Annotated in this window: 14 protein-coding genes, 1 other RNA gene and 1 pseudogene; 13 read left to right on the forward strand and 3 right to left on the reverse strand. The window is 65.2% G+C overall.

Features of this window, described 5'->3' with window-relative positions; translation table 11 throughout:
• Window positions 1-239 precede the first annotated feature (239 nt).
• Window positions 240-315: non-coding RNA, sX9 sRNA (locus tag XdyCFBP7245_RS14700), on the forward strand.
• A gap of 53 nt (window positions 316-368) precedes the next feature.
• On the forward strand, window positions 369-848 hold the full coding sequence (locus XdyCFBP7245_RS14705) for a DUF3574 domain-containing protein (RefSeq protein WP_170068659.1): 480 nt from the start codon (window positions 369-371) through the stop codon (window positions 846-848).
• A 97-nt stretch (window positions 849-945) separates the two neighbouring features.
• Here the strand turns inward: XdyCFBP7245_RS14705 and XdyCFBP7245_RS14710 are convergent, their stop codons facing one another.
• Window positions 946-2,022 carry an aldose 1-epimerase family protein gene (locus XdyCFBP7245_RS14710; RefSeq protein ID WP_104616348.1) on the reverse strand — a complete coding sequence of 359 codons (1,077 nt, stop codon included), beginning with the start codon at window positions 2,020-2,022 and terminating at the stop codon, window positions 946-948.
• Between the two features lie 419 nt (window positions 2,023-2,441).
• Between XdyCFBP7245_RS14710 and XdyCFBP7245_RS14715 the strand changes: the two genes are divergently transcribed.
• The 3 genes from XdyCFBP7245_RS14715 to XdyCFBP7245_RS14725 all read left to right on the forward strand — a co-directional run bounded on the left by XdyCFBP7245_RS14715 (window position 2,442) and on the right by XdyCFBP7245_RS14725 (window position 6,271).
• The gene (locus XdyCFBP7245_RS14715; RefSeq protein WP_104616316.1) at window positions 2,442-4,043 is read left to right on the forward strand and encodes a SulP family inorganic anion transporter; all 1,602 of its coding nucleotides are present in this window, start codon (window positions 2,442-2,444) and stop codon (window positions 4,041-4,043) included.
• Window positions 4,040-5,209: a lysozyme inhibitor LprI family protein gene (locus XdyCFBP7245_RS14720; protein ID WP_104616317.1), complete on the forward strand. Its 1,170-nt coding sequence runs from the start codon at window positions 4,040-4,042 to the stop codon at window positions 5,207-5,209. Before XdyCFBP7245_RS14715 ends, XdyCFBP7245_RS14720 begins: the two co-directional genes overlap by 4 nt.
• 246 nt (window positions 5,210-5,455) lie before the next feature.
• A complete protein-coding gene (locus XdyCFBP7245_RS14725; RefSeq protein ID WP_104616349.1) occupies window positions 5,456-6,271 on the forward strand; it encodes a DUF3014 domain-containing protein in 816 nt (271 codons plus the stop codon).
• A 210-nt stretch (window positions 6,272-6,481) separates the two neighbouring features.
• Here XdyCFBP7245_RS14725 and XdyCFBP7245_RS14730 read toward each other — a convergent pair whose 3' ends face one another.
• Entirely contained in the window at window positions 6,482-7,189 is a 708-nt protein-coding gene (locus tag XdyCFBP7245_RS14730) for a glutathione S-transferase (RefSeq protein ID WP_104616318.1), read from the reverse strand.
• Between the two features lie 46 nt (window positions 7,190-7,235).
• Window positions 7,236-7,565 (reverse strand): GIY-YIG nuclease family protein, encoded by a 330-nt coding sequence (locus XdyCFBP7245_RS14735; protein WP_211287711.1) that lies wholly within the window; start codon window positions 7,563-7,565, stop codon window positions 7,236-7,238.
• 249 nt (window positions 7,566-7,814) lie between these two features.
• Between XdyCFBP7245_RS14735 and XdyCFBP7245_RS14740 the strand changes: the two are divergent.
• The 8 genes and pseudogenes from XdyCFBP7245_RS14740 (at window position 7,815) to XdyCFBP7245_RS14775 (ending at window position 18,993) form a co-directional block, all read left to right on the forward strand.
• Window positions 7,815-10,067: pseudogene (locus tag XdyCFBP7245_RS14740) on the forward strand (TonB-dependent receptor).
• 67 nt (window positions 10,068-10,134) lie between these two features.
• Window positions 10,135-11,463, forward strand: coding sequence for an LLM class flavin-dependent oxidoreductase (locus tag XdyCFBP7245_RS14745; protein WP_104616319.1), 1,329 nt, complete (start codon window positions 10,135-10,137; stop codon window positions 11,461-11,463).
• 16 nt (window positions 11,464-11,479) lie between these two features.
• Window positions 11,480-12,520, forward strand: a complete 1,041-nt coding sequence (mgrA, locus tag XdyCFBP7245_RS14750; RefSeq protein ID WP_104616320.1) for an L-glyceraldehyde 3-phosphate reductase — start codon at window positions 11,480-11,482, stop codon at window positions 12,518-12,520.
• A gap of 11 nt (window positions 12,521-12,531) precedes the next feature.
• Window positions 12,532-13,500 carry an aliphatic sulfonate ABC transporter substrate-binding protein gene (locus tag XdyCFBP7245_RS14755; protein WP_170068660.1) on the forward strand — a complete coding sequence of 323 codons (969 nt, stop codon included), beginning with the start codon at window positions 12,532-12,534 and terminating at the stop codon, window positions 13,498-13,500.
• A gap of 49 nt (window positions 13,501-13,549) precedes the next feature.
• Complete coding sequence (ssuC, locus tag XdyCFBP7245_RS14760; RefSeq protein WP_104616322.1) at window positions 13,550-14,344, forward strand: aliphatic sulfonate ABC transporter permease SsuC; 795 nt, start codon at window positions 13,550-13,552, stop codon at window positions 14,342-14,344.
• Window positions 14,341-15,174 carry an ATP-binding cassette domain-containing protein gene (locus XdyCFBP7245_RS14765; protein WP_104616323.1) on the forward strand — a complete coding sequence of 278 codons (834 nt, stop codon included), beginning with the start codon at window positions 14,341-14,343 and terminating at the stop codon, window positions 15,172-15,174. Before ssuC ends, XdyCFBP7245_RS14765 begins: the two co-directional genes overlap by 4 nt.
• Window positions 15,175-15,374: 200 nt before the next feature.
• Window positions 15,375-17,960 carry an ATP-dependent chaperone ClpB gene (gene clpB / locus XdyCFBP7245_RS14770; protein ID WP_104616324.1) on the forward strand — a complete coding sequence of 862 codons (2,586 nt, stop codon included), beginning with the start codon at window positions 15,375-15,377 and terminating at the stop codon, window positions 17,958-17,960.
• A 121-nt stretch (window positions 17,961-18,081) separates the two neighbouring features.
• The gene (locus tag XdyCFBP7245_RS14775) at window positions 18,082-18,993 is read left to right on the forward strand and encodes a DUF6624 domain-containing protein (protein WP_104616325.1); all 912 of its coding nucleotides are present in this window, start codon (window positions 18,082-18,084) and stop codon (window positions 18,991-18,993) included.
• The last annotated feature ends 86 nt before the right edge of the window (window positions 18,994-19,079 follow it).

The following is a 19,079-nucleotide window of genomic DNA, read 5'->3' on the forward strand; positions in this document are numbered from 1 at the left end:
TGTTCACGCCTGCGCGAGATGGCGCGGTACGCGCCCCTGCATGAGCTGATACCGCAGCCGCATCAGCGGTGGCGCTACTGACTCGACGTTCGCAACAGTGACGCTCGTACACTTGCAGCATTCGCCTGCCGTTTGCAAGAGTCGACTGCGGTGCGCCACGTGCCCATCGCTGTGCTTAGAGCAGCTAACAAAACTACTGTGCAGCCGCCAGGCGGGTGCGGCCGGTGCTCGGAATCCTCATGTACCACCCGTACACTCCGGTTCCTCCGCGCCGTCCACACCCACCTGACGACTGCTCGCTACGTTTTGTTAGCCGCTCTTAGTCACCCCGATACCTAGTCCCCCCCCTGAAACCGTTGGAGAGATCGATGAAGTTGCTGCCGTCCGTGTTGATCGCCGCCGTGCTGGCGTTGTCTGGTTGTGTCACGACGCCGGGCAGGACGCCTGCCGCGGCGACTACCACCGCCAGCATGCAGGGCGATGCGCAACGCCCCGGCGATGCGCATGGGTGGATGCGCAGCGAGCTCTATTTTGGCGTGGGCGAGGAGACCGGCCCGGCCGATCGCCCGCAGACCCGCATCATCGATGAGACGCAGTGGCGCGCGTTTCTGGACAAGGAAGTGACCCCACGCTTCCCGGATGGGCTGACGGTGTTGGATGCCTATGGCCAGTGGCTGTTCCGCGGCGCCAAGGAGCCGAACAGGCTCGGCACCAAGGTGCTGGTGATCCTGCATGAAGACACCCCGCAGCGACGCCGCGACATCGAAGCGATCCGGCTGGCCTGGAAGCAGGCCACCGGGCATCAGTCGGTGTTGTGGTCGCGACAGGCGGTGGATGTGTCGTTCTGAGCGCGCCTGGCCGTTGTTACGTGTGGACATCGTGCAGTGCTCTGTCTGGCACTGCGTGAGTCCTCGGATACCATGGATCGACCCGCGACGCCTCGCTTCAGGGCTCATGCGCCAGCGGAGTCTGCCGGACCTTGGGCGGCTGGCGAGCCTGCAGCGTCCTGACCTCCTGCAGCGCCGTTTCTACCGCCTCCGGCGTGGCAAGCAGACGATACTGAAGGACGAAGTCGCGCGTTGCACCCGCTTCGATGGTAGGGACCAAGCCCAGGCCACGTTGCAGGCTGCGGTTGTAGGAAAAACTGGTGCCCGGCTCCAGGCCCGTGACGTAGCCCGTGGCGAGGCTGTCGGTGTTCTTCCATAGCGAGAACACTGGCAACTGGGTGATGTTGAAGTCCAGCTCGATGCCGCGCCGAGCGCCGGCGTCATGAAGCACCGCTAGGCTCTGCCCCTTGCCATCGTCGAGGGGGTAGATGTTGTAGACCGTTTCGCCATATCCGGCGGTCGGGCCGCGGAAGATCTGCCAATCGTTCAGTTCTTGCTGGGCACGCGCGTTGAAAGGTGAGATCTCGCGTACGGGTATCGCAACGCGCGCACCTTGTTCCAGCAGCGGCGTACCGATATTGCTGTGGTAGAGCGCCTGATACTCCATGGGCTGGTCGCCCTGATTGGTCAGCCGATCGTGCAGCGTGAACGCGGTGGCGCCGGGTTCGGTGATCAGCGCCGTGTCGATACGAAAGTTGACCTTCTTGAAGGCGGCCTCGCTGAGCGTGCCTGTCAGCGTGATCCGATGCGGTGAGTGATCGTCAATGCTGAGCACCACCGTGCGGGCGGGCAGGGAGGAGGCTCGCCCATGCAGGGTGAGTAGCTCGCCACGGTCGTTGCCAGGGTGGCCGACCCACTCGAAGCCGCAGCGCGCCACGAGCTCATTGAATCCTTCCAACCAGCCCAAGCCGCTGCGGCTTTCCAGATTGAGGAAGGCAGGATTCACGACCTCGGTCACCGGAGAATCCCAACCCAGACGGACACTGCCTGCCTGGGCGCGCAGCACGTTCATGCCGCGGGTAGGCACGACGGTCAGCTGCATGCTGCCGGTATCGATCTCGATGAGGGCGCTGCCCTCCTGGCGGCCCCCCCTAAGTCGATGCAGCCGCACCTTGAAGGCCGGGCCGTCGCGCATGTTCAGCTGTGTACTATCGATGCTCCAGTCGCCATCCGGTGTGTCCGGAGAGATGAGGGTGAACTCCACGGCATTGGCGGGAAGCGCGAGGGCGGCAACAACGCAGGCGCCAAGCAGGCGGACAATCAGCATGTACATTCTCGATGCAGGGCGGAAAAAATGAAGCGAGCACGCGATATTTGCAAGTTATCGCCGTAGCGACCGCGCCTACTGCGCAGAAAGTGCATTTCTACGCTGATGGATCAATTCCTTCGGGTGTGGCGGCATGCGCATCACTGTTTGCGGCGCCGCCACTGCCAGCTTGCGGGGCCGATGCAGTCGACACGTCGAGGCACTTCGCTTCGGCGTAATCCATCGCGACGCTGTCGCGGGTACGGAGCAGCGGCTACCATCGCCTGTCCCCACGTCTGCAGATCGCTATGTCCGCTCCCTCTTCGCGTCCTGCGGCCTCGCCGCGCTGGTTCGTCGCCGGCGACCTCAATGGCTTCTTCGGCCTGGTGGTCGACAATCTGTCCATCCTCGGCTTCATCGCGATGGCGCTGGTGGGCATCTTCCAGTTTCCCGCCGAGGTGGTGTTCGGACGCATGTTCCCGGGCACCGCGTTCGGCGTGCTGGTGGGCAACCTGCTCTACACCTTGATGGCGCGACGGCTGGCCGCACGCACCGGGCGCGACGACGTCACCGCGATGCCGCTGGGCCTGGACGCGCCGACCAGCATCGGCATGGCCTTGCTGGTGCTGGGCCCGGCGTTTGCCGGCTTCAAGGCGCAAGGGCTTGATCCGCAGGCGGCTGCACTCGCCACCTGGAAACTGGGCATGGCCGCGCTGGTGGTGATGGGGTTGCTCAAGCTGGTGCTGTCGTTCGTTGGCGAGGCGGTGACGCGTGCGCTGCCGCGCGCAGCCTTGCTCGGGTCGATCGCCGGTATCGCGCTGGTGCTGATGGGCCTGTTGCCCTTGCTGGAAACGTTGCGTTCGCCGGTGGCCGGCTTCGTCACCCTGGGACTGCTGCTGTACGTACTGCTGGCCAAGGGCCGCCTGCCGACCAAATTGCCGGGCGTGCTGGTGGCGTTCGTGATCGGCACGGCGCTGTATTACGGGCTTGGCCTGGCCGGATTGGGCGCGCCGGGCTTCACCGTGCCGGCGTGGACACCGCCGCAGATCGTGCTGCCGTTGCCGAATCTGGGCTTTATCGAAGGACTGCCGGCCACGGTGGCGTATCTGCCGTTGCTGTTGCCGTTTGGCCTGTTGATGGTGGTGGGCGGCATCAATGTCAGCGAGAGCGCGCGCGCTGCCGGCGATGACTACCGTACCCGCGACATCCTGCTGGTGGAGGCACTGGCCACGCTGGTGGCCGGGGTGTGTGGCGGCGTGGCGCAGACCACGCCGTATATCGGGCAGCCTGCGTATAAACACATGGGCGCGCGTACCGGCTATACGTTGCTGACGGGATTGTTCGTCGGCATCGGCGGCATGTTGGGCGTGATCAGCGGGCTGGTGCAATGGCTGCCGCTGGCGGTGTTGGCACCGATCATCGTGTACGTGTCCATCGACATCACCACGCAGGCGTTTCAGGCCACGCCCAGACACCACGCCGGCGCGATGGTGCTGGGGTTTCTGCCGTCGGTGGCGTACCTGCTGACCATCAAGGCGCCGGGCTGGATCGCGCCGGAGCAACTGGTTGCGTTGACCACCAAGGTGGATGGCCATGGCCTGCCGGAACTGGCGGTGATCTTCGCGCTGGGTAATGGGTTCATCATCACCGCGATGCTGTGGATCGCCGCAGTGGCGGCCATGATCGATGGCCGGCTGCGCCGCGGTGCGGTGTTCTTGCTGGTCGCTGCGGGCTTGACGCTGTTCGGCCTCATCCATTCGGTGGACCCGCGCGGCGGCATCTATTTGCCGTGGTCGCTGCAAGGCCTGGCACGGGTGATCAGCTGGCAATTCGTCGGCGCCTATGTCGCGCTGGCGGTGACCTTGCTGTTGTTGTCGCTGCTGCCGGCACGCAAGGAGGCAGTGCAATGAACCATCGCGCGTGCGTGGTGCGACTGCTGCTTGGCGGCGCTCTGGTGCTGAGCGCCGGCGGTGCATGGGCGGCGTCGTTCGACTGCAAACAGGCCAGTACGCCGGTAGAAAATCGCATCTGCGCAGTGCCCGCACTCGGTCTGCTGGACGATCAACTGGACGAAAGCTACCAGGCGCTGGTGCAAACGACGCCGCGCGCTGCGGTGGCCGGCGTGCGCGAGCAACAACGCGCCTGGCTGCGGCAGCGCAACGCCTGCGCGCAGGACGCCAAGCCGGACGACTGTTTGCAGCGCAGCCTCGGCGCCAGGGCCGATGTGCTGGCCAACGCGCTCACCACGCAGCAACAGGCGCTGGACCGCATCATCGCCAGCATCCCCGGCAAGCCTGCCGAGGCCGCGCGGCAGTTGCAGGCCTACGACGCACCGCTGGCATCGGCGTGGCTGGCCTATCTGCATCAGTTCGTGCCCGCCGCCGGTGTGGATGCCGCCTTGGCGAACGCGCGGTTCGAGAGTGCGCGCAAGGCACTGCGCAAGATCGATGACTTTGCGGCGTCTCTGCTCGACGATGTGGCTGCCGGCCCGGTCTCGCAGGACCCGAAGAAGGTGTTGTTGCTGCTGCGCATGTGGATCGAGCAAGACGGCAGCGGTAATCGGCCCTACGTGCATTGCTTCATTTTCGCGGCGGTGGGTGAGCCGGCGTACGAGGCATTCGGCCCGCTGTATGGCTCTACGCGCGACTCGTTCGCCCCGGTGTGCGAGCCACCGGGTGGCCTGTTTGCGCTGGCCAGCTGGAAGCAGCTGGACGATGGGTTCGATTCCTTGATCGAAGCCTTGAGCAAGGACGCCGGCACCATCCGCTATGCCAGCTACGCCGAGTGGCAGGTGATTGCGCTGCGCGCCTCGGTGTCGCCGCTGTTGTACCTGCAGCCGGCCTTGCGCAAGCGCTATGGCGATGATCCGGACCAGGCCATCGCGGCCTGGGACGGCGATGACAGCGAGTGGCCGGCCGCAGACCGCAAGGCGGCGCGCGCCTTGTTGCCCAAGGTCCGCGCGGACACCGCGGCGTGGCTGGTGCGCGAAAAGCAGCTGCCCGCAAAGCAGGCCGATCAGGCTGCCGCCGCGATCGTGGCGGCCTGGGTGAATGCGCGCTTGGACTTCGCCAATTGAACGCGGTGTGCCGTGTAAAGCGCTTCGTTTTTGGCGTCAGCGTTTCGTAGTTGGTAGTTCGCGCCGGACCCCGCGTCGAGGGCTGCTGCGTGGCGCGCAGACTGAGGGTGTGTGGCGCGCGCCTGACAACGCATCGCCTGGCAATGCACGCGCGCGATTGATGAATGCGCGGCGGCCTGACATCGATGGAACCACCGCACCATCTCATGGTCACACCCTGGTGTTGTCGATGTCAGGAGTTCCATGATGCAAACCAAGTCCTCGCGCTGGCCGTGGCTGTTGGCGGTACCGTTCATTGCTGGCGCGGCCTGGTGGCTGTTCCGCGGGCCATCCGACCCATCCAGCGCGTTGCCCGCGCCAATCAGCCAGACCGCGAGCGCGGTGGCTGCCGCTGTCGCGCCGTCGCCGCCGGCACCCGCCGAGCCGCGTCATCCGGTGCAGACGCCATCGGCCGACGCGGCGGATGCGGCGATTCCTGCATTGGCGCAGAGCGACGCTGCTGCATGGCAGGCGCTGTTGGACCTGGTGCAGCAGGACGACGCGCTGTCGATCGTGCTGCGCGCGCACCTGATCGAACGCGTGGTGGTGATGGTCGACAACCTCACCCAGCCCAGCATCAGCCGTCGCGTCTCGGTGCTGCAGCCGGTGCCGGGCGAACTGCAGGTGTCCAGCGCAGCCGATCGCAGCGTGATCGACCAGGCCAACGCCGCGCGCTATGCGCCGTATGTCGCCGCGTTGACCAGCGTGGATGCGCAGGCGCTGGTGCGGAGTTATGTGCGCTTCTACCCATTGTTTCAGCAGGCCTACGCGAACCTGGGCGCGCCGGACCGTTACTTCAACGACCGCGTGATCGATGTGATCGATCATCTGCTGCGCACGCCGGAGCCACGCCAACCGATTGCCGTGGTGCGCGATGCGCATGGCCGCTATCTCTTTGCGGATCCGGCGCTGGAATCTGCATCGGTCGGGCAGAAGGCACTGTTGCGGCTGGGGCCGACCCAGGCTGCCGCGGTGAAGGCGCAGTTGCAGGCCATTCGCGCGGCGTTGTTGCAGGGACGTTGAGGTTGGCGGTTCGGCTGCGTCCAAATCAAAGGTCGCATTTGTGCGGCCTTGCATGTGCGATCTCTGGGGACGCGTAACCGTGCCCAATAACACGGGCGAGCTACCACAGCACCGAACGCGCAGCAAAAGCGACTTGCGCGCGTCAGCCGTGCATTGACCGACATTGAAGCTGACCGGCACACACGCGCTGCGTGATGCCGGTGGCATCGCCTATGCCGCATCCAGCTCCGGATAGTGGCGGAAGATGCCGTTGGTGTTGAACGCCACGCGGCGTTCGGATGCGAGATACGCGGCAATGCGCGGGCGCTCGGCCACGCGTTGCTGCAGGGCCTTCAGCCCCGGCAACGTCTTCGACAGCGTTGCCATGCGCCTGGGGAACATGTACTCCAAGCCGCTGATCAGCTGAAACAGCGATAGATCCACGTACGAATGGGTGCCAAGCACATGCGTGCCGCCTGCCTGTTGCAGCACTTGCTCGAAGTAGCCAAGGAACTTTGGTAGCCGGTTTTCGCGCAGATCCTTGGCGCGTTTGGCCGCTTCGGTTTGTTGATCTTCGTAGTACAGCCCGACGCCGATCGGGTGATGGGTGTCGTGCACTTCGGCCACCAGGTCGGCGATGGTCATCTGTAACTGCAATGCCTGCAGGCGCTGCGCCTCTGACTCGGGCACCAACTGCAATTGCGGGCCAATGGCATGCAGGATGGCTGCCACCTGCGACACCACCACCTCGCCCGCACGCAGAAACGGCGGTGCGAATGGGTATGCACCAGCGTGCTTGCCTTCCAGAAACGCGGTCATGACCTCGTCGCCGTCGATGCGCGCGACGTCGGTGTAGCTGGCGCCGGCATCTTCCAATGCCAGGCGGACGAACTCACCGCGGCCTTGCAGGCCGGTCCAGTAATAGAGCTGATAGTGCATGCGCTGCTCCGGTGTCGGATGGCGCTACAGCGTAGGGAGCGGGCGGCTAGGCGGGCGTGATCGGGGTGTCGGTAGCGTGTGACCCGGCGCTGCATGGCGGCTGCGCCAGCAGCCAGGCCAGCTTGCGCGCTCGGGGTTGGCGTTTGAGTGCGCACTCCGCACGCGAAGCGCTGGCGCGGTCGGGATACGGGTGGCTGGCGAGGATCTGCAGTGGCGGATTGGCCCGCGTGTAGCGCGCACCTGTGCCCCGCACATGCGCCTGGAAGCGCCGTTCCAGATCGTTGGTGATCCCGGCGTAATAGCTGCCGTTGCGACATTGCAGCAAGTAGAGATACCAGGGTTTGGGCGCATCCATCTGCGCATTATCGCCATGGATGCCGCGCTTGTGCAGCGCGCTGTCGCAAGGTCGCATCGCCGGCCCGTGCAGGCGAGACGGCGCGTGAGTGAATAACCACCTAAACATTGGTTATTTGACGCTCATGGCGCTGGCAAACAGCATGCCGTATCGCCATTCGCGGTCGAGGCGGCTTCGCGCTCAACGCGTCATCGCACAGCGTGCAACGCGGCCGAGTCGCCGCAATGCGACTTGCCCCATAGCGCTCTCCAGCCCATACGAAGGACCTGCATGCTTGTGCAACACCGAACCCCTGCGAGGATCGTACCTGCGTCGAGGGTGTGGGGAACACCTCAGTTGCTGGCGTGGAGTCTTGCAGTGGCGTGCACACCGGCGCTGGCCAACGCGTCGAGCGAAGCAGCAGGGCCGGAGAGCGCGGCACAGACGCTGGGCGCGGTGACGGTGACCGCCACGCGCCGCGAAACGACCTTGCAGCAGGTGCCGGTGGCGGTGTCGGTGGTGCAGGGCCAGACCCTGGAGCGCGAGAACCGCAACAGCGTGGCCGACCTGCCGGCGCTGGTACCCAGCCTGACCTTTCGCAGCGGCGCATCCAACAAGGACACCTAGTTGTTCCTGCGTGGCGTTGGCACCATTTCTACCTCGCCGGGCGTGGAGCCCAGCGTGGCCACGGTGATCGATGGCGTGGTGCTGGGCCGCCCGGGGCAGGCCACCCTGGACCTGCTCGATGTCGAACGTATCGAAGTACTGCGTGGGCCGCAGGGCACCTTGTTCGGCAAGAACGCCTCGGCCGGCGTGCTCAATATCGTCAGCAAGCCGGCGCCGGAGGTGTTTGGCGGCTATGTGGATTATTCCCACTTCGGCGGCGGCGACGAAGACCGCGTGCATGCCAGCATCGGCGGTGCGCTGGTGCCGGAGGTGCTCAAGGCCAGCGTGTCGGCGGTGTGGGCCGAATACGGCGGCAACGTGCGCAATGTGGCCGACGGGCAGACCGTCAATGGCTACCGGCGCGCCGGCGCACGCGTGCGGCTGGACCTCACGCCAAGCCCGGACTTCAGCGCGACCTTGCTCGCCGATTACCTGAAATCGCATAGCGATGCGCCCAGCGGCGTCGTCGTTGCCAGCACACGCACCGACTTTGCCGCTGCGCTTGCGCCGGTACGTGGCAGTGCCGACAACCGCAAGATCAACAGCGATTACCCCACCTTTCTGGACGACATCAACAAGGGCGCGTCGCTGCAACTGGACCGGCATATCGGCGAGGTGGTGCTGACCTCGATCAGCGCATGGCGGCAATGGGATAACACGCAGTTCCAGGACGGCGACCGCACTGCCCAGCGCAGTGCGGCATTTCCGGCATCGCACGATCGTGGCGAGCTGGGCTACACGCAGTATTCGCAGGAACTGCGCGTGCAGACCCCGCGCGACCGTGCAGTGGAAGCGGTGGCCGGGCTGTATTACCTGCACGCTCGTAGCGACGAAACCTATCGCCGCAGCGTGACCACACCCACCGCCAGCAATGTGGGTGTGGCCGATTACGACACCCGCGCGCAGACCTATGCGCTGTTCGGCGAGGCCACCTGGCATTGGCGCCCGGACCTGCGCGCCTTGTTGGGCGCGCGCGTCACCCGCGACACGCTCGAGTATCAGCATCAGCGCGTGTCCAGTGCGGCAACAGCGGTCACCGGGATTCAGCCCTCCACGGCCAGCGCCGGCAGCACCTCCGAACATGGCGTGTCCGGGCGCGCCGGCCTGCAGTACGACATTAACGAGCAGACCACCGGTTACCTCACCTATTCGCGTGGCTACAAGGGCCCGGCCTACAACGTGTTCTTCAACATGCAGCCGCGCGACACGCCGGCGCTGAGGCCGGAGACGTCAACCGCCTGGGAGTTGGGGTTGAAGACGCGCGCGCTGGACGACCGGCTCAGTGCGAATGTGGCGTTGTTTCACACCGACTATGCCGATTACCAGGCCAACTTCTTCGACACCGTGGCCGGGCAGGTGGTGACGCGGTTGATCAATGCCGGGCAGGTGCGCACGCAAGGCCTGGAGCTGGATCTGGACTACCGGCCTACCGAGCGGCTCAGCCTGGCCGCATCGCTGGCGTATACGCAGGCGCGCATCCAGCGCTTCGCGTGCCCGGCGGCAGCGGCGGCCAACTGCAATGTCGACGGCAAGCCGCTGCCGTTTTCGCAGGACTGGAAGGGCAATCTGCGTGCCGGCTACCGCGTGCCGCTGCGTGGCAGCCTGGCCGTGGAGTTCAACGGCGATGTGAGCTGGCAGGACAGCGTGCAGTACGACCTCAGCCAGACCGCGCAAACCCTGCAGGGCCCGTATGCGATCTGGAACGCCAGCATCGCGCTGGCCGACGACGCGCATGGCTGGCGGGTGGCGGTGCTGGGCCGCAACCTGGGTGATCGCGCGTATGCGCCGCTGTTGGCCAATGCCACCGGCAATGTCTACCGGCTGGTCCCGCGCGACGACCGGCGCTACGTCGGCGTGCAAGTGCACAAGGATTTTTGAGGATGCAATCGATGGGTTTACACAGTGAGATCAAGCACACGCAGTGCGTCCTGCTGGGTGGTCGGCGATGAGCGCGCCACGGCAGCTGTCGCTGGGTGCCTTCCTGATGGCGACCGGCCACCACGTCGCGGCCTGGCGGCACCCGCAGGCGAGCGCAGACACGCTGGATTTTGCGCAGTACCGCGAGATGGTGCGCATCGCCGAGGCCGCCAAGTTCGATGCCGTGTTCGTGGCCGATAGCCTGGCCGCAGCCGGCGGGCCGATCGCACCGCGGATGGCGCGTTCCAGCCTGTTCGAGCCGCTCACGCTGCTCAGCGCGCTGGCCACGGTGAGCGAGCGCATCGGCCTGATCGCCACCATGACCACCAGTTACAACGAGCCGTATCACGTGGCGCGCAAGTTCGCCTCGCTGGACCATCTGTCTGGCGGACGGGCCGGGTGGAATCTGGTCACCTCCGACGCCGCCGATGAGGCGCTCAACTTCAATCGCGATGCGCATTACGTGCATGCGGAGCGCTATGCGCGGGCGCGCGAATTTCAGCAGGTAGTCGCTGGCCTGTGGGACAGCTGGGACGATGACGCGTTCATTGCCGACAAGGCGGCCGGCCTGCATCACGACCCGGCGCGTGCGCATGTGCTCGATCATCGCGGCACGCACTTTCAGGTGCGCGGGCCGCTCAATATCGCGCGCGCGCCGCAAGGGCATCCGGTGCTGGTGCAGGCCGGTTCGTCCGAGCCCGGGCGCGCGCTGGCGGCAGAAACCGCCGAGGTGGTGTTCACCGCGCAATCGTCGCTGGCCAAGGCACAGGCGTTCTATGCGGATATCAAAGAGCGGCTGGAGCAGTTTGGCCGCACGCGCGATGCATTGAAGGTGCTGCCGGGCGTGTTCATCGTGGTGGGACAAAGCCAGGCCGAAGCGCAGGAAAAATTCGAGCAGTTCCAGGAGCTGGTGGAGCCTGAGGTCGGCATCGCGCTGCTGTCGCGCATGCTGGGCAACTTCGATCTGTCCGGCTATCCGCCGGACGGACCGTTGCCGGAATTGCCGCTCACCGAAACTGGCCAGCGCAGCCGCCAGCAGTTGTTCACCGAACTGGCCGAGCAGGACCAGTTGAGCATTGCCCAGCTCGGCCGGCGCATTGCCGGTGGGCGCGGGCATTACAGCCTGATCGGCACGCCCGCGCAGATTGCCGACGAGTTGCAGGCGTGGTTCGAGCAAGGCGCCGCCGATGGCTTCAATGTGCTGGTGCCGCACCTGCCTGGTGGCCTGGCCGATGTGGCCACGCACGTGGTACCGGAGCTGCAACGGCGTGGTCTGTTTCGGCGTGACTATGCAGGGCGCACCTTGCGCGATCATCTGGGGCTGGCACGCCCCGTCAATCGCTTCAGCGCACGCTGATCTACCGGACATTCTGATGACCTATCTCGCACATCCCGATCGTTACGACCGCATCGCCTACCGCCGTGTCGGCCGTAGCGGCCTTGTCTTGCCCGCATTGTCGCTGGGGCTGTGGCACAACTTTGGCGACAGCACGCCGATCGACACCCAGCGCGCCTTGCTGCGCACCGCCTTCGATCTGGGCATCACCCATTTCGATCTAGCCAACAACTATGGCCCGCCGTATGGCAGCGCGGAGCGCAACTTCGGCCGTTTGCTGCGCGAGGATTTCAAGCCGTATCGCGATGAATTGATCATTTCCACCAAGGCCGGCTGGGACATGTGGCCCGGCCCCTACGGGCAGGGCGGCAGTTCGCGCAAGTATCTGTTGTCCAGCCTGGACCAGAGCCTGCAAAGGCTGGGCGTGGACTATGTGGACATCTTCTATTCGCACCGTTTCGATGCGGACACGCCGTTGGAAGAAACCGCCGGCGCATTGGCCAGCGCCGTGCAACAAGGCAAGGCGCTGTACGTGGGCGTGTCGTCGTATTCGGCGGCGCGCACGCGTGAGATCGCCGCATTGCTGCGCGAGTGGAAGGTGCCGTTGCTGATCCATCAACCGGCCTACAACCTGTTCAACCGGTGGCTTGAGCACGAGCTGCTGGATGCCACCGCAGACATCGGGGCCGGGGTGATCGCATTCACGCCGCTGGCACAGGGCCTGCTCACCGGCAAGTATCTCGATGGCGTGCCGGCCGATGCGCGCGTCAATCGCCCAGGTGGGCAATCGCTGCGGCCGGAGCATCTGTCCGACGACAACCTGCAACGCGCGCGTGGATTGAATGCGATTGCGCAGCGTCGCGGACAAAGCCTTGCGCAGCTGGCACTGGCCTGGGTGCTGCGCGATGCGCGGGTGAGTTCGGGGTTGTTGGGTGCCAGCCGGCCAGAGCAGTTGGTCGAAAATGTCGCGGCATTGCGCAACCTGAGTTTCAGCGCAGACGAGTTGGCCGAGATCGATCGCTTCGCGGTCGAGGGCGGCATCAACCTGTGGGAAAAACCGTCAACCGATTGGCAATGAGGAGATCGTCGATGCGCATGCGTGTGGCTTGGGCGGTGATGCTGTTGGTAAGTGTCGCGTGGTTGCCGCGCGCGTCTGCGGCCGACCCTGCACAGCTGCGTATCGGCTATCAAAAAGCGGTGTCGAGCCTGGTGCTGGCCAAACAGCACCGTCTGCTGGAGCATCGCTTCCCGCGCACCAACATTACCTGGGTGGAATTTCCAGCGGGGCCGCAATTGCTGGAAGCCTTGAACGTGGGTAGCGTCGATCTGGGCGGGGCCGGCGATATTCCGCCGTTGTTCGCGCAGGCGGCCGGTGCCGATCTGTTGTACGTGGGCTGGGTGCCGCCGACGCCGAAGGCCGAAACCATTCTGGTGCCGGCCAAGAGCGCGCTGCGCCGCGTGGCCGATCTCAAGGGCAAGCGGGTGGCGTTTCAAAAAGGATCCAGCGCGCATAATTTGCTGCTGCGGTTGTTGGCCAAGTCCGGCCTGAGCCTGCGCGACATCACCCCGCTGTATCTGTCGCCGGCCAATGCGCGTGCCGCGTTTGCGGCCGGGCAGGTGGATGCCTGGGCGATCTGGGACCCGTGGTATTCGGCGTTGACGCTGGATGGCAGTGCGCGCCTGCTCGCCAATGGCGAAGGGTTGGGGTTGACCGGCGGGTTCTTTCTGTCGTCGCGCCGCTATGCCACGGCATGGGGCCCGTTCGTGCAGCAGGTGATGGGCACGCTCAATCAGGCCGATGGCCTGCTGGAACGCGACCGCGCCGGCAGTATCAAGGTGCTGGCGCAGGTGAGTGGGCTGTCGCCTGCGGTGGTGGAGCGCACCTTGGCGCACCGCCCGCCGGCCAGCGTGCAACCGCTCAGCGCCGAGGTCATAAAGGCGCAGCAGGCCACCGCCGACCTGTTCTATGCGCAGCGGTTATTGCCCAAGCGCGTGCTGGTGGCACCCGCGGTGTGGCGCGCACCGGCCACGGTTGCCGCGCAAGCGGCAGGCAAGTGATGCGCACGGCTGCGTCGTCGCTGCGCACCGGCAACACGAGAGCGATGCCATGAGCGCGCGTGCGTTGCGCTGGGGCAACCGGCTGCTGCCGTGGGTATTGCCATTGACGGTGCTGGCGGCATGGCAGGGCGCCGCATCGGTTGGCTGGCTGCCGCAGCGCATCCTGCCGGCGCCGGATGCGGTGCTGCGTGCGGCGGCCACGCTCGTGCAAAGCGGCGAGCTATGGCAACACCTGGCAATCAGCAGTTGGCGCGCCGCCGTGGGCCTGGCCATCGGCGGCAGCCTTGGCCTGGCGCTGGGCCTGTTGACCGGTGTGTCGCGCGTGGCCGAGCGCCTGCTCGACAGCAGCCTGCAGATGCTGCGCAACGTGCCGCATCTGGCGCTGATTCCGCTGGTGATCCTGTGGTTTGGCATCGATGAGGGCGCCAAGTTGTTTCTGGTGGCGCTGGGCACCTTCTTCCCGATCTATCTCAATACCTATCACGGCATCCGCAGCGTGGACCCGGCGTTGATCGAGATGGCACGCAACTACGGCTTGCGTGGGCCGCAATTGTTTATCGATGTGTTGCTGCCAGGCGCGCTGCCGTCGATTCTGGTGGGGCTGCGCTTTGCATTGGGGCTGATGTGGCTGACCTTGATCGTGGCCGAAACCATCTCCGCCAGTTCCGGCATTGGCTACCTGGCAACCAATGCGCGCGAGTTCCTGCAGACCGACATCGTGGTGGTGGCGATCGTGCTGTATGCGGTGCTTGGCAAGCTGGCCGATCTTGCCGCGCGCGGGCTCGAAGCCTGGTGGCTGGGCTGGCACCCGGCGCAACAACGGCGCGCGCAGGTGCGGCGATGACGGCGGCAGGCAACGGGTTGCCGCTGACCCTGCGCGGCATCGGCAAGCGCTATGGCGGCAGCGATGTGTTGCGCGGCATCGATCTGGAGATTGCAGCGGGTAGTTGTGTGGCGGTGGTCGGCCGTAGTGGTTGCGGCAAGAGCACGCTGCTGCGCGTGATCGCCGGTCTGGAGAGCGCCGATGCCGGTCGCGTGGACAGTGGCGATGCACCTTTGGCGCGTCGGCGCGATGCGGTGCGGCTGATGTTTCAGGATGCGCGGCTGCTGCCCTGGAAGCGGGTGATCGACAACGTGGCGCTCGGCCTGGGTCGCGCGGGGCGCGCACAGGCACAGGCGGCACTGGATGCGGTGGGGCTGGGCACGCGCGGCGGCGACTGGCCGGCGGCGTTGTCCGGTGGGCAGCGGCAACGCGTGGCGCTGGCGCGCGCATTGGTGCATCGGCCGCGGCTGTTGCTGCTGGACGAGCCGCTGGGCGCGCTGGATGCGTTGACGCGGATCGAGATGCAGCAGCTGATCGTGCAGCTGTGGCGGCAGTACGGCTTCACCCTGGTGCTGGTGACCCATGATGTGGCCGAAGCCAGCGCACTAGCCGACCGCATCGTGGTGATCGAGCAGGGCCGGGTCGGCCTGGATGTCGCCGTGCCGGTGGCGCACCCGCGCGCACCCGGCACCCCCGCGCTGGCAACGATCCAAACGCAGGTGCTGTCGCGTCTGCTGGGCGCTGCGCAGGCAGGTGCGGCGGCAACTCCCGCGCAGGGCGATGCGGGGCAGGGCATCGCGGGTGGCGGCAGCGCTTTGCATGCGGCAGTGCCGTTGCGACGGATCGTGTAGCAATCGTCCGTTGGTCGGCCCCGTGGCCGATGCCAGACCGCGCTGCCCGCAGCTCGCAACGACACTCGGGGCCGGAGAAGGCGGTCTCGGTGGCCGTGGTCTCGGTTCGTTCCGTGCCGATCAAACCTTGAAACCCCGCTCGGCAGCCGCATCTGCACGGTATCGCCGGCGTTGCCGGCCACCCGTTCAGAGGATTTCCCATGCGGATGGACAAGCTCACCTCGCGGTTCCAGCAGGCACTGGCCGACGCACAGTCGCTGGCCGTGGGCCGCGACCACAACATCATCGAGCCGGTGCACGTGCTGGCCGCGCTGCTCGATCAGAGCGGTGGCAGTACGCGCCCGCTGCTGTCGCAGGCCGGGGTCAACGTGCCGTCGCTGCGCGAGCGTCTTGGCGAGGCGCTGGATACCTTGCCCAAGGTGTCCGGACAGGAAGGCAACCTGTCGATCGGCAACGATCTCAATCGCCTGCTCAACCAGACCGACAAGCTCGCTCAGCAACATGCCGATGCGTTCATCGCCAGCGAGTGGTTTGTGCTGGCCGCCGCCGACGATGCCAGCCCGCTGGGCGTGGCACTGCGCGCGGCCGGCGGCGACAAGAAGAAGATCGAAGCGGCCATCGACAAGCTGCGCGGCGGCGAAACCGTGCAATCGGAAAATGCCGAAGAGCAGCGCCAGGCGCTGGAGAAATACACCATCGATCTCACCGCGCGTGCGGAGAGCGGCAAGCTGGATCCGGTGATCGGCCGCGACGAAGAAATCCGCCGCACCATCCAGGTGTTGCAGCGCCGGACCAAGAACAACCCGGTGCTGATCGGCGAACCCGGCGTGGGCAAGACTGCGATTGTCGAAGGCCTGGCCCAGCGCATCATCAATGGCGAAGTGCCTGAAGGCCTGCGCGGCAAGCGCGTGCTGTCGCTGGACATGGGCGCGCTGATTGCCGGTGCCAAATTCCGCGGCGAATTCGAAGAGCGCTTGAAGGCGGTGCTCAGCGACCTGTCCAAGAACGAAGGCCAGATCATCCTGTTTATCGATGAGCTGCACACCATGGTGGGTGCAGGCAAGGCCGATGGCGCAATGGACGCCGGCAACATGCTCAAGCCGGCGCTGGCGCGCGGCGAGCTGCATTGCATCGGCGCCACCACGCTGGACGAGTACCGCAAGTACATCGAAAAAGATGCGGCATTGGAGCGTCGCTTCCAAAAAGTCTTCGTGGGCGAGCCGACGGTGGAAGACACCATCGCCATTCTGCGTGGCTTGAAGGAACGCTACGCCGTGCACCACGGTGTAGAGATCACCGACCCGGCCATCGTGGCGGCGGCCACCTTGTCCAACCGCTACATCACCGACCGCCAGTTGCCGGATAAAGCCATCGACCTGATGGACGAGGCCGCATCGCGCATCCGCATGGAAATCGACTCCAAGCCGGAAGAACTCGACCGCCTGGAGCGCCGGCTGATCCAGCTCAAGATCCAGCGCGAGATGTTGAAGAAGGAAAAAGACGACGCCTCGCGTCAGCGCCTGGCCGATCTGGAAACCGATATCGACAAGCTCGAACGCGAGTTCTACGACCTCAACGAGCTGTGGAAGTCGGAAAAAGCCGCGCTGCAGGGCACCACCAAGGTCAAGGAGCAGATCGAGCACGCCAAGCTGGAGCTGGAAGCGGCGCAGCGTCGCCAGGACTACGCCAAGATGAGCGAGATCCAGTACGGCGTGTTGCCGCAGCTGGAAAAGCAGATGCTGCTGGCCAACGAAGTGGAGCATCACGACTTCAAGCTGGTGCAGGACCGCGTGACCGCCGAAGAAATTGCCGAAGTGGTGTCGCGTTGGACCGGCATTCCGGTCAACAAGATGCTCGAAGGCGAGCGCGACAAATTGCTGCGCATGGAAGACGAACTGCATCACCGCGTGGTTGGTCAGAACGAGGCGATCAAGGTGGTGTCCGATGCGGTGCGTCGCTCGCGTGCCGGCCTGTCCGACCCCAATCGTCCGAGCGGCTCGTTCCTGTTCCTGGGGCCGACCGGCGTGGGCAAGACCGAGTTGTGCAAGGCGTTGGCGGACTTCCTGTTCGACAGCACCGAAGCGATGATCCGCATCGACATGAGCGAGTTCATGGAGAAACATTCGGTGTCGCGCCTGATCGGTGCGCCTCCGGGCTACGTGGGCTATGAAGAAGGCGGTTATCTCACCGAAGCGGTGCGTCGCCGCCCGTATTCGCTGATCCTGCTCGACGAGGTCGAAAAAGCGCATGCCGATGTCTTCAATATCCTGTTGCAGGTGCTCGACGATGGCCGTCTGACCGATGGTCAGGGCCGCACCGTGGACTTCCGCAACACGGTGATCGTGATGACCTCCAACCTGGGGTCGCATCAGATCCAGGAGCTCTCCAGCGACGGCAGTGCCGAGGCCTATACGCAGATGAAGGCCGCGGTGATGGGCGTGGTGCAGGCGCATTTCCGCCCGGAGTTCATTAACCGGCTGGACGACATCGTGGTGTTCCATCCGCTGGACAAGGCGCAGATCAAGTCGATCGCGCGCATCCAGTTGCAGGGCCTGGAAAAGCGCCTGGCCGAACGCGGACTCAAGCTGGATCTGGACGATGCCGCGCTGGATCTGCTCGGCAACGTCGGCTTCGACCCGGTGTATGGCGCGCGACCGCTCAAGCGCGCGATCCAGTCGCAGGTGGAAAATCCGCTGGCCCAGCAGATCCTCTCCGGGCATTACATCAGCGGCGACACCGTGCGCGTGCGTGTCGAGGGCGGGCGTCTGGCGTTTGGAAAGGCTTGATTGAAGGGCGGGTCGTCCCGCAGGATACGAGGCGTCGTCTGCATCATTCAGGTCGTTTGGGAGCGTGGCGAACCGTCGCGCTCTTCTCCAATCGAACGTCTCATCTGGCAAGGAACTTCAGATGCGTATTGCGTATGTCCCGATCTACCTCGGCGTCGCCTTGGGATTGGCAGGTGCCCTGCACGCAGGGGAAGTGCCGGATGTTTTCGCCGCGCTCAATGCCTACGAGGCAAAAGACTATGCGCGCTGTGCCGAGGTAATGGACGCATTGCAGCGCTCATCCGGCGAACTGCCACAGAATGGCGAACTCCTGCGCGCAGAATGCCTGGCGGCAGCAGAACGGACCGATGAGGCGATGCGCTATCTCGATGATGAAATTCCACGAGGGCGCATTTCCATCGATGATTTGCGCAGCAAGGATCGACCTGGCCTGAATCGTCTAAGAAAGATGCGCGGGTGGCCTGCACTTTTGGCGAAGGCCGAACGCATCAATGTGCAGCAGCAGGCGGCACAGAATCCGCAGTTGCGGCAGCAATTGCTTGCGCGCGTGGAGAAGGATCAGCAAGCGCAAAATGCAGCAATCGCTGCTGGGGGCAAGCCAGCCGACTGGGCATCTATCGTGCCGGTGACGCGCGAAAATACCGAATGGCTCAAGCAAGTCGTCGCAACGCAGGGGTGGCCGGGACGGCGCCTGGTGGGCGAAGACGGTGCCAATGCAGCATGGACACTGATACAGCACTCCGACGCCGACCCAGCGTTTCAGGCGCAGGTGTTGGCACTGATGGAGGCGGCGCTTGCCAGGCAGGATGTGGCACCTGACGACGTTGCGCTGCTCACCGATCGCGTCTTGCGCGCGCAAGGCAAGCCTCAGCGCTACGGCACCCAGTTTCAGACCGATGCGGATGGCCGCATGTCGTTGCAGCCCACTGAGGACGAAGCTGGCCTGGATGCACGTCGCCAGCGCATGGGACTACCTCCCATGGAGCAGTACAGAAAAATGTTGCACGACGTCTACCATAAGCCGGTCCACTGATCGACAGTTGCAGGGGCGCAGAGTTGCCGGTAGCCATCGCGGGTGCGCCGTTGCAGGAGCTGACAGTTGGCGATGTCGTCATAGCG

The sequence above is a fragment of the Xanthomonas dyei genome (assembly GCF_002939865.1).
Lineage (GTDB): Bacteria > Pseudomonadota > Gammaproteobacteria > Xanthomonadales > Xanthomonadaceae > Xanthomonas > Xanthomonas dyei.

What these genes read in the sequence shown, in the direction of transcription:
- XdyCFBP7245_RS14705 (WP_170068659.1), top strand. Translation starts at nt 369, where the DNA reads ATGAAGTTGCTGCCGTCCGTGTTGATCGCCGCCGTGCTGGCGTTGTCT.
- XdyCFBP7245_RS14710 (WP_104616348.1), bottom strand. Translation starts at nt 2,022, where the DNA reads ATGCGCGACGGCCCGGCCTTCAAGGTGCGGCTGCATCGACTTAGGGGG.
- XdyCFBP7245_RS14715 (WP_104616316.1), top strand. Translation starts at nt 2,442, where the DNA reads ATGTCCGCTCCCTCTTCGCGTCCTGCGGCCTCGCCGCGCTGGTTCGTC.
- XdyCFBP7245_RS14720 (WP_104616317.1), top strand. Translation starts at nt 4,040, where the DNA reads ATGAACCATCGCGCGTGCGTGGTGCGACTGCTGCTTGGCGGCGCTCTG.
- XdyCFBP7245_RS14725 (WP_104616349.1), top strand. Translation starts at nt 5,456, where the DNA reads ATGCAAACCAAGTCCTCGCGCTGGCCGTGGCTGTTGGCGGTACCGTTC.
- XdyCFBP7245_RS14730 (WP_104616318.1), bottom strand. Translation starts at nt 7,189, where the DNA reads ATGCACTATCAGCTCTATTACTGGACCGGCCTGCAAGGCCGCGGTGAG.
- XdyCFBP7245_RS14745 (WP_104616319.1), top strand. Translation starts at nt 10,135, where the DNA reads ATGAGCGCGCCACGGCAGCTGTCGCTGGGTGCCTTCCTGATGGCGACC.
- mgrA (WP_104616320.1), top strand. Translation starts at nt 11,480, where the DNA reads ATGACCTATCTCGCACATCCCGATCGTTACGACCGCATCGCCTACCGC.
- XdyCFBP7245_RS14755 (WP_170068660.1), top strand. Translation starts at nt 12,532, where the DNA reads ATGCGCATGCGTGTGGCTTGGGCGGTGATGCTGTTGGTAAGTGTCGCG.
- ssuC (WP_104616322.1), top strand. Translation starts at nt 13,550, where the DNA reads ATGAGCGCGCGTGCGTTGCGCTGGGGCAACCGGCTGCTGCCGTGGGTA.
- XdyCFBP7245_RS14765 (WP_104616323.1), top strand. Translation starts at nt 14,341, where the DNA reads ATGACGGCGGCAGGCAACGGGTTGCCGCTGACCCTGCGCGGCATCGGC.
- clpB (WP_104616324.1), top strand. Translation starts at nt 15,375, where the DNA reads ATGCGGATGGACAAGCTCACCTCGCGGTTCCAGCAGGCACTGGCCGAC.
- XdyCFBP7245_RS14775 (WP_104616325.1), top strand. Translation starts at nt 18,082, where the DNA reads ATGCGTATTGCGTATGTCCCGATCTACCTCGGCGTCGCCTTGGGATTG.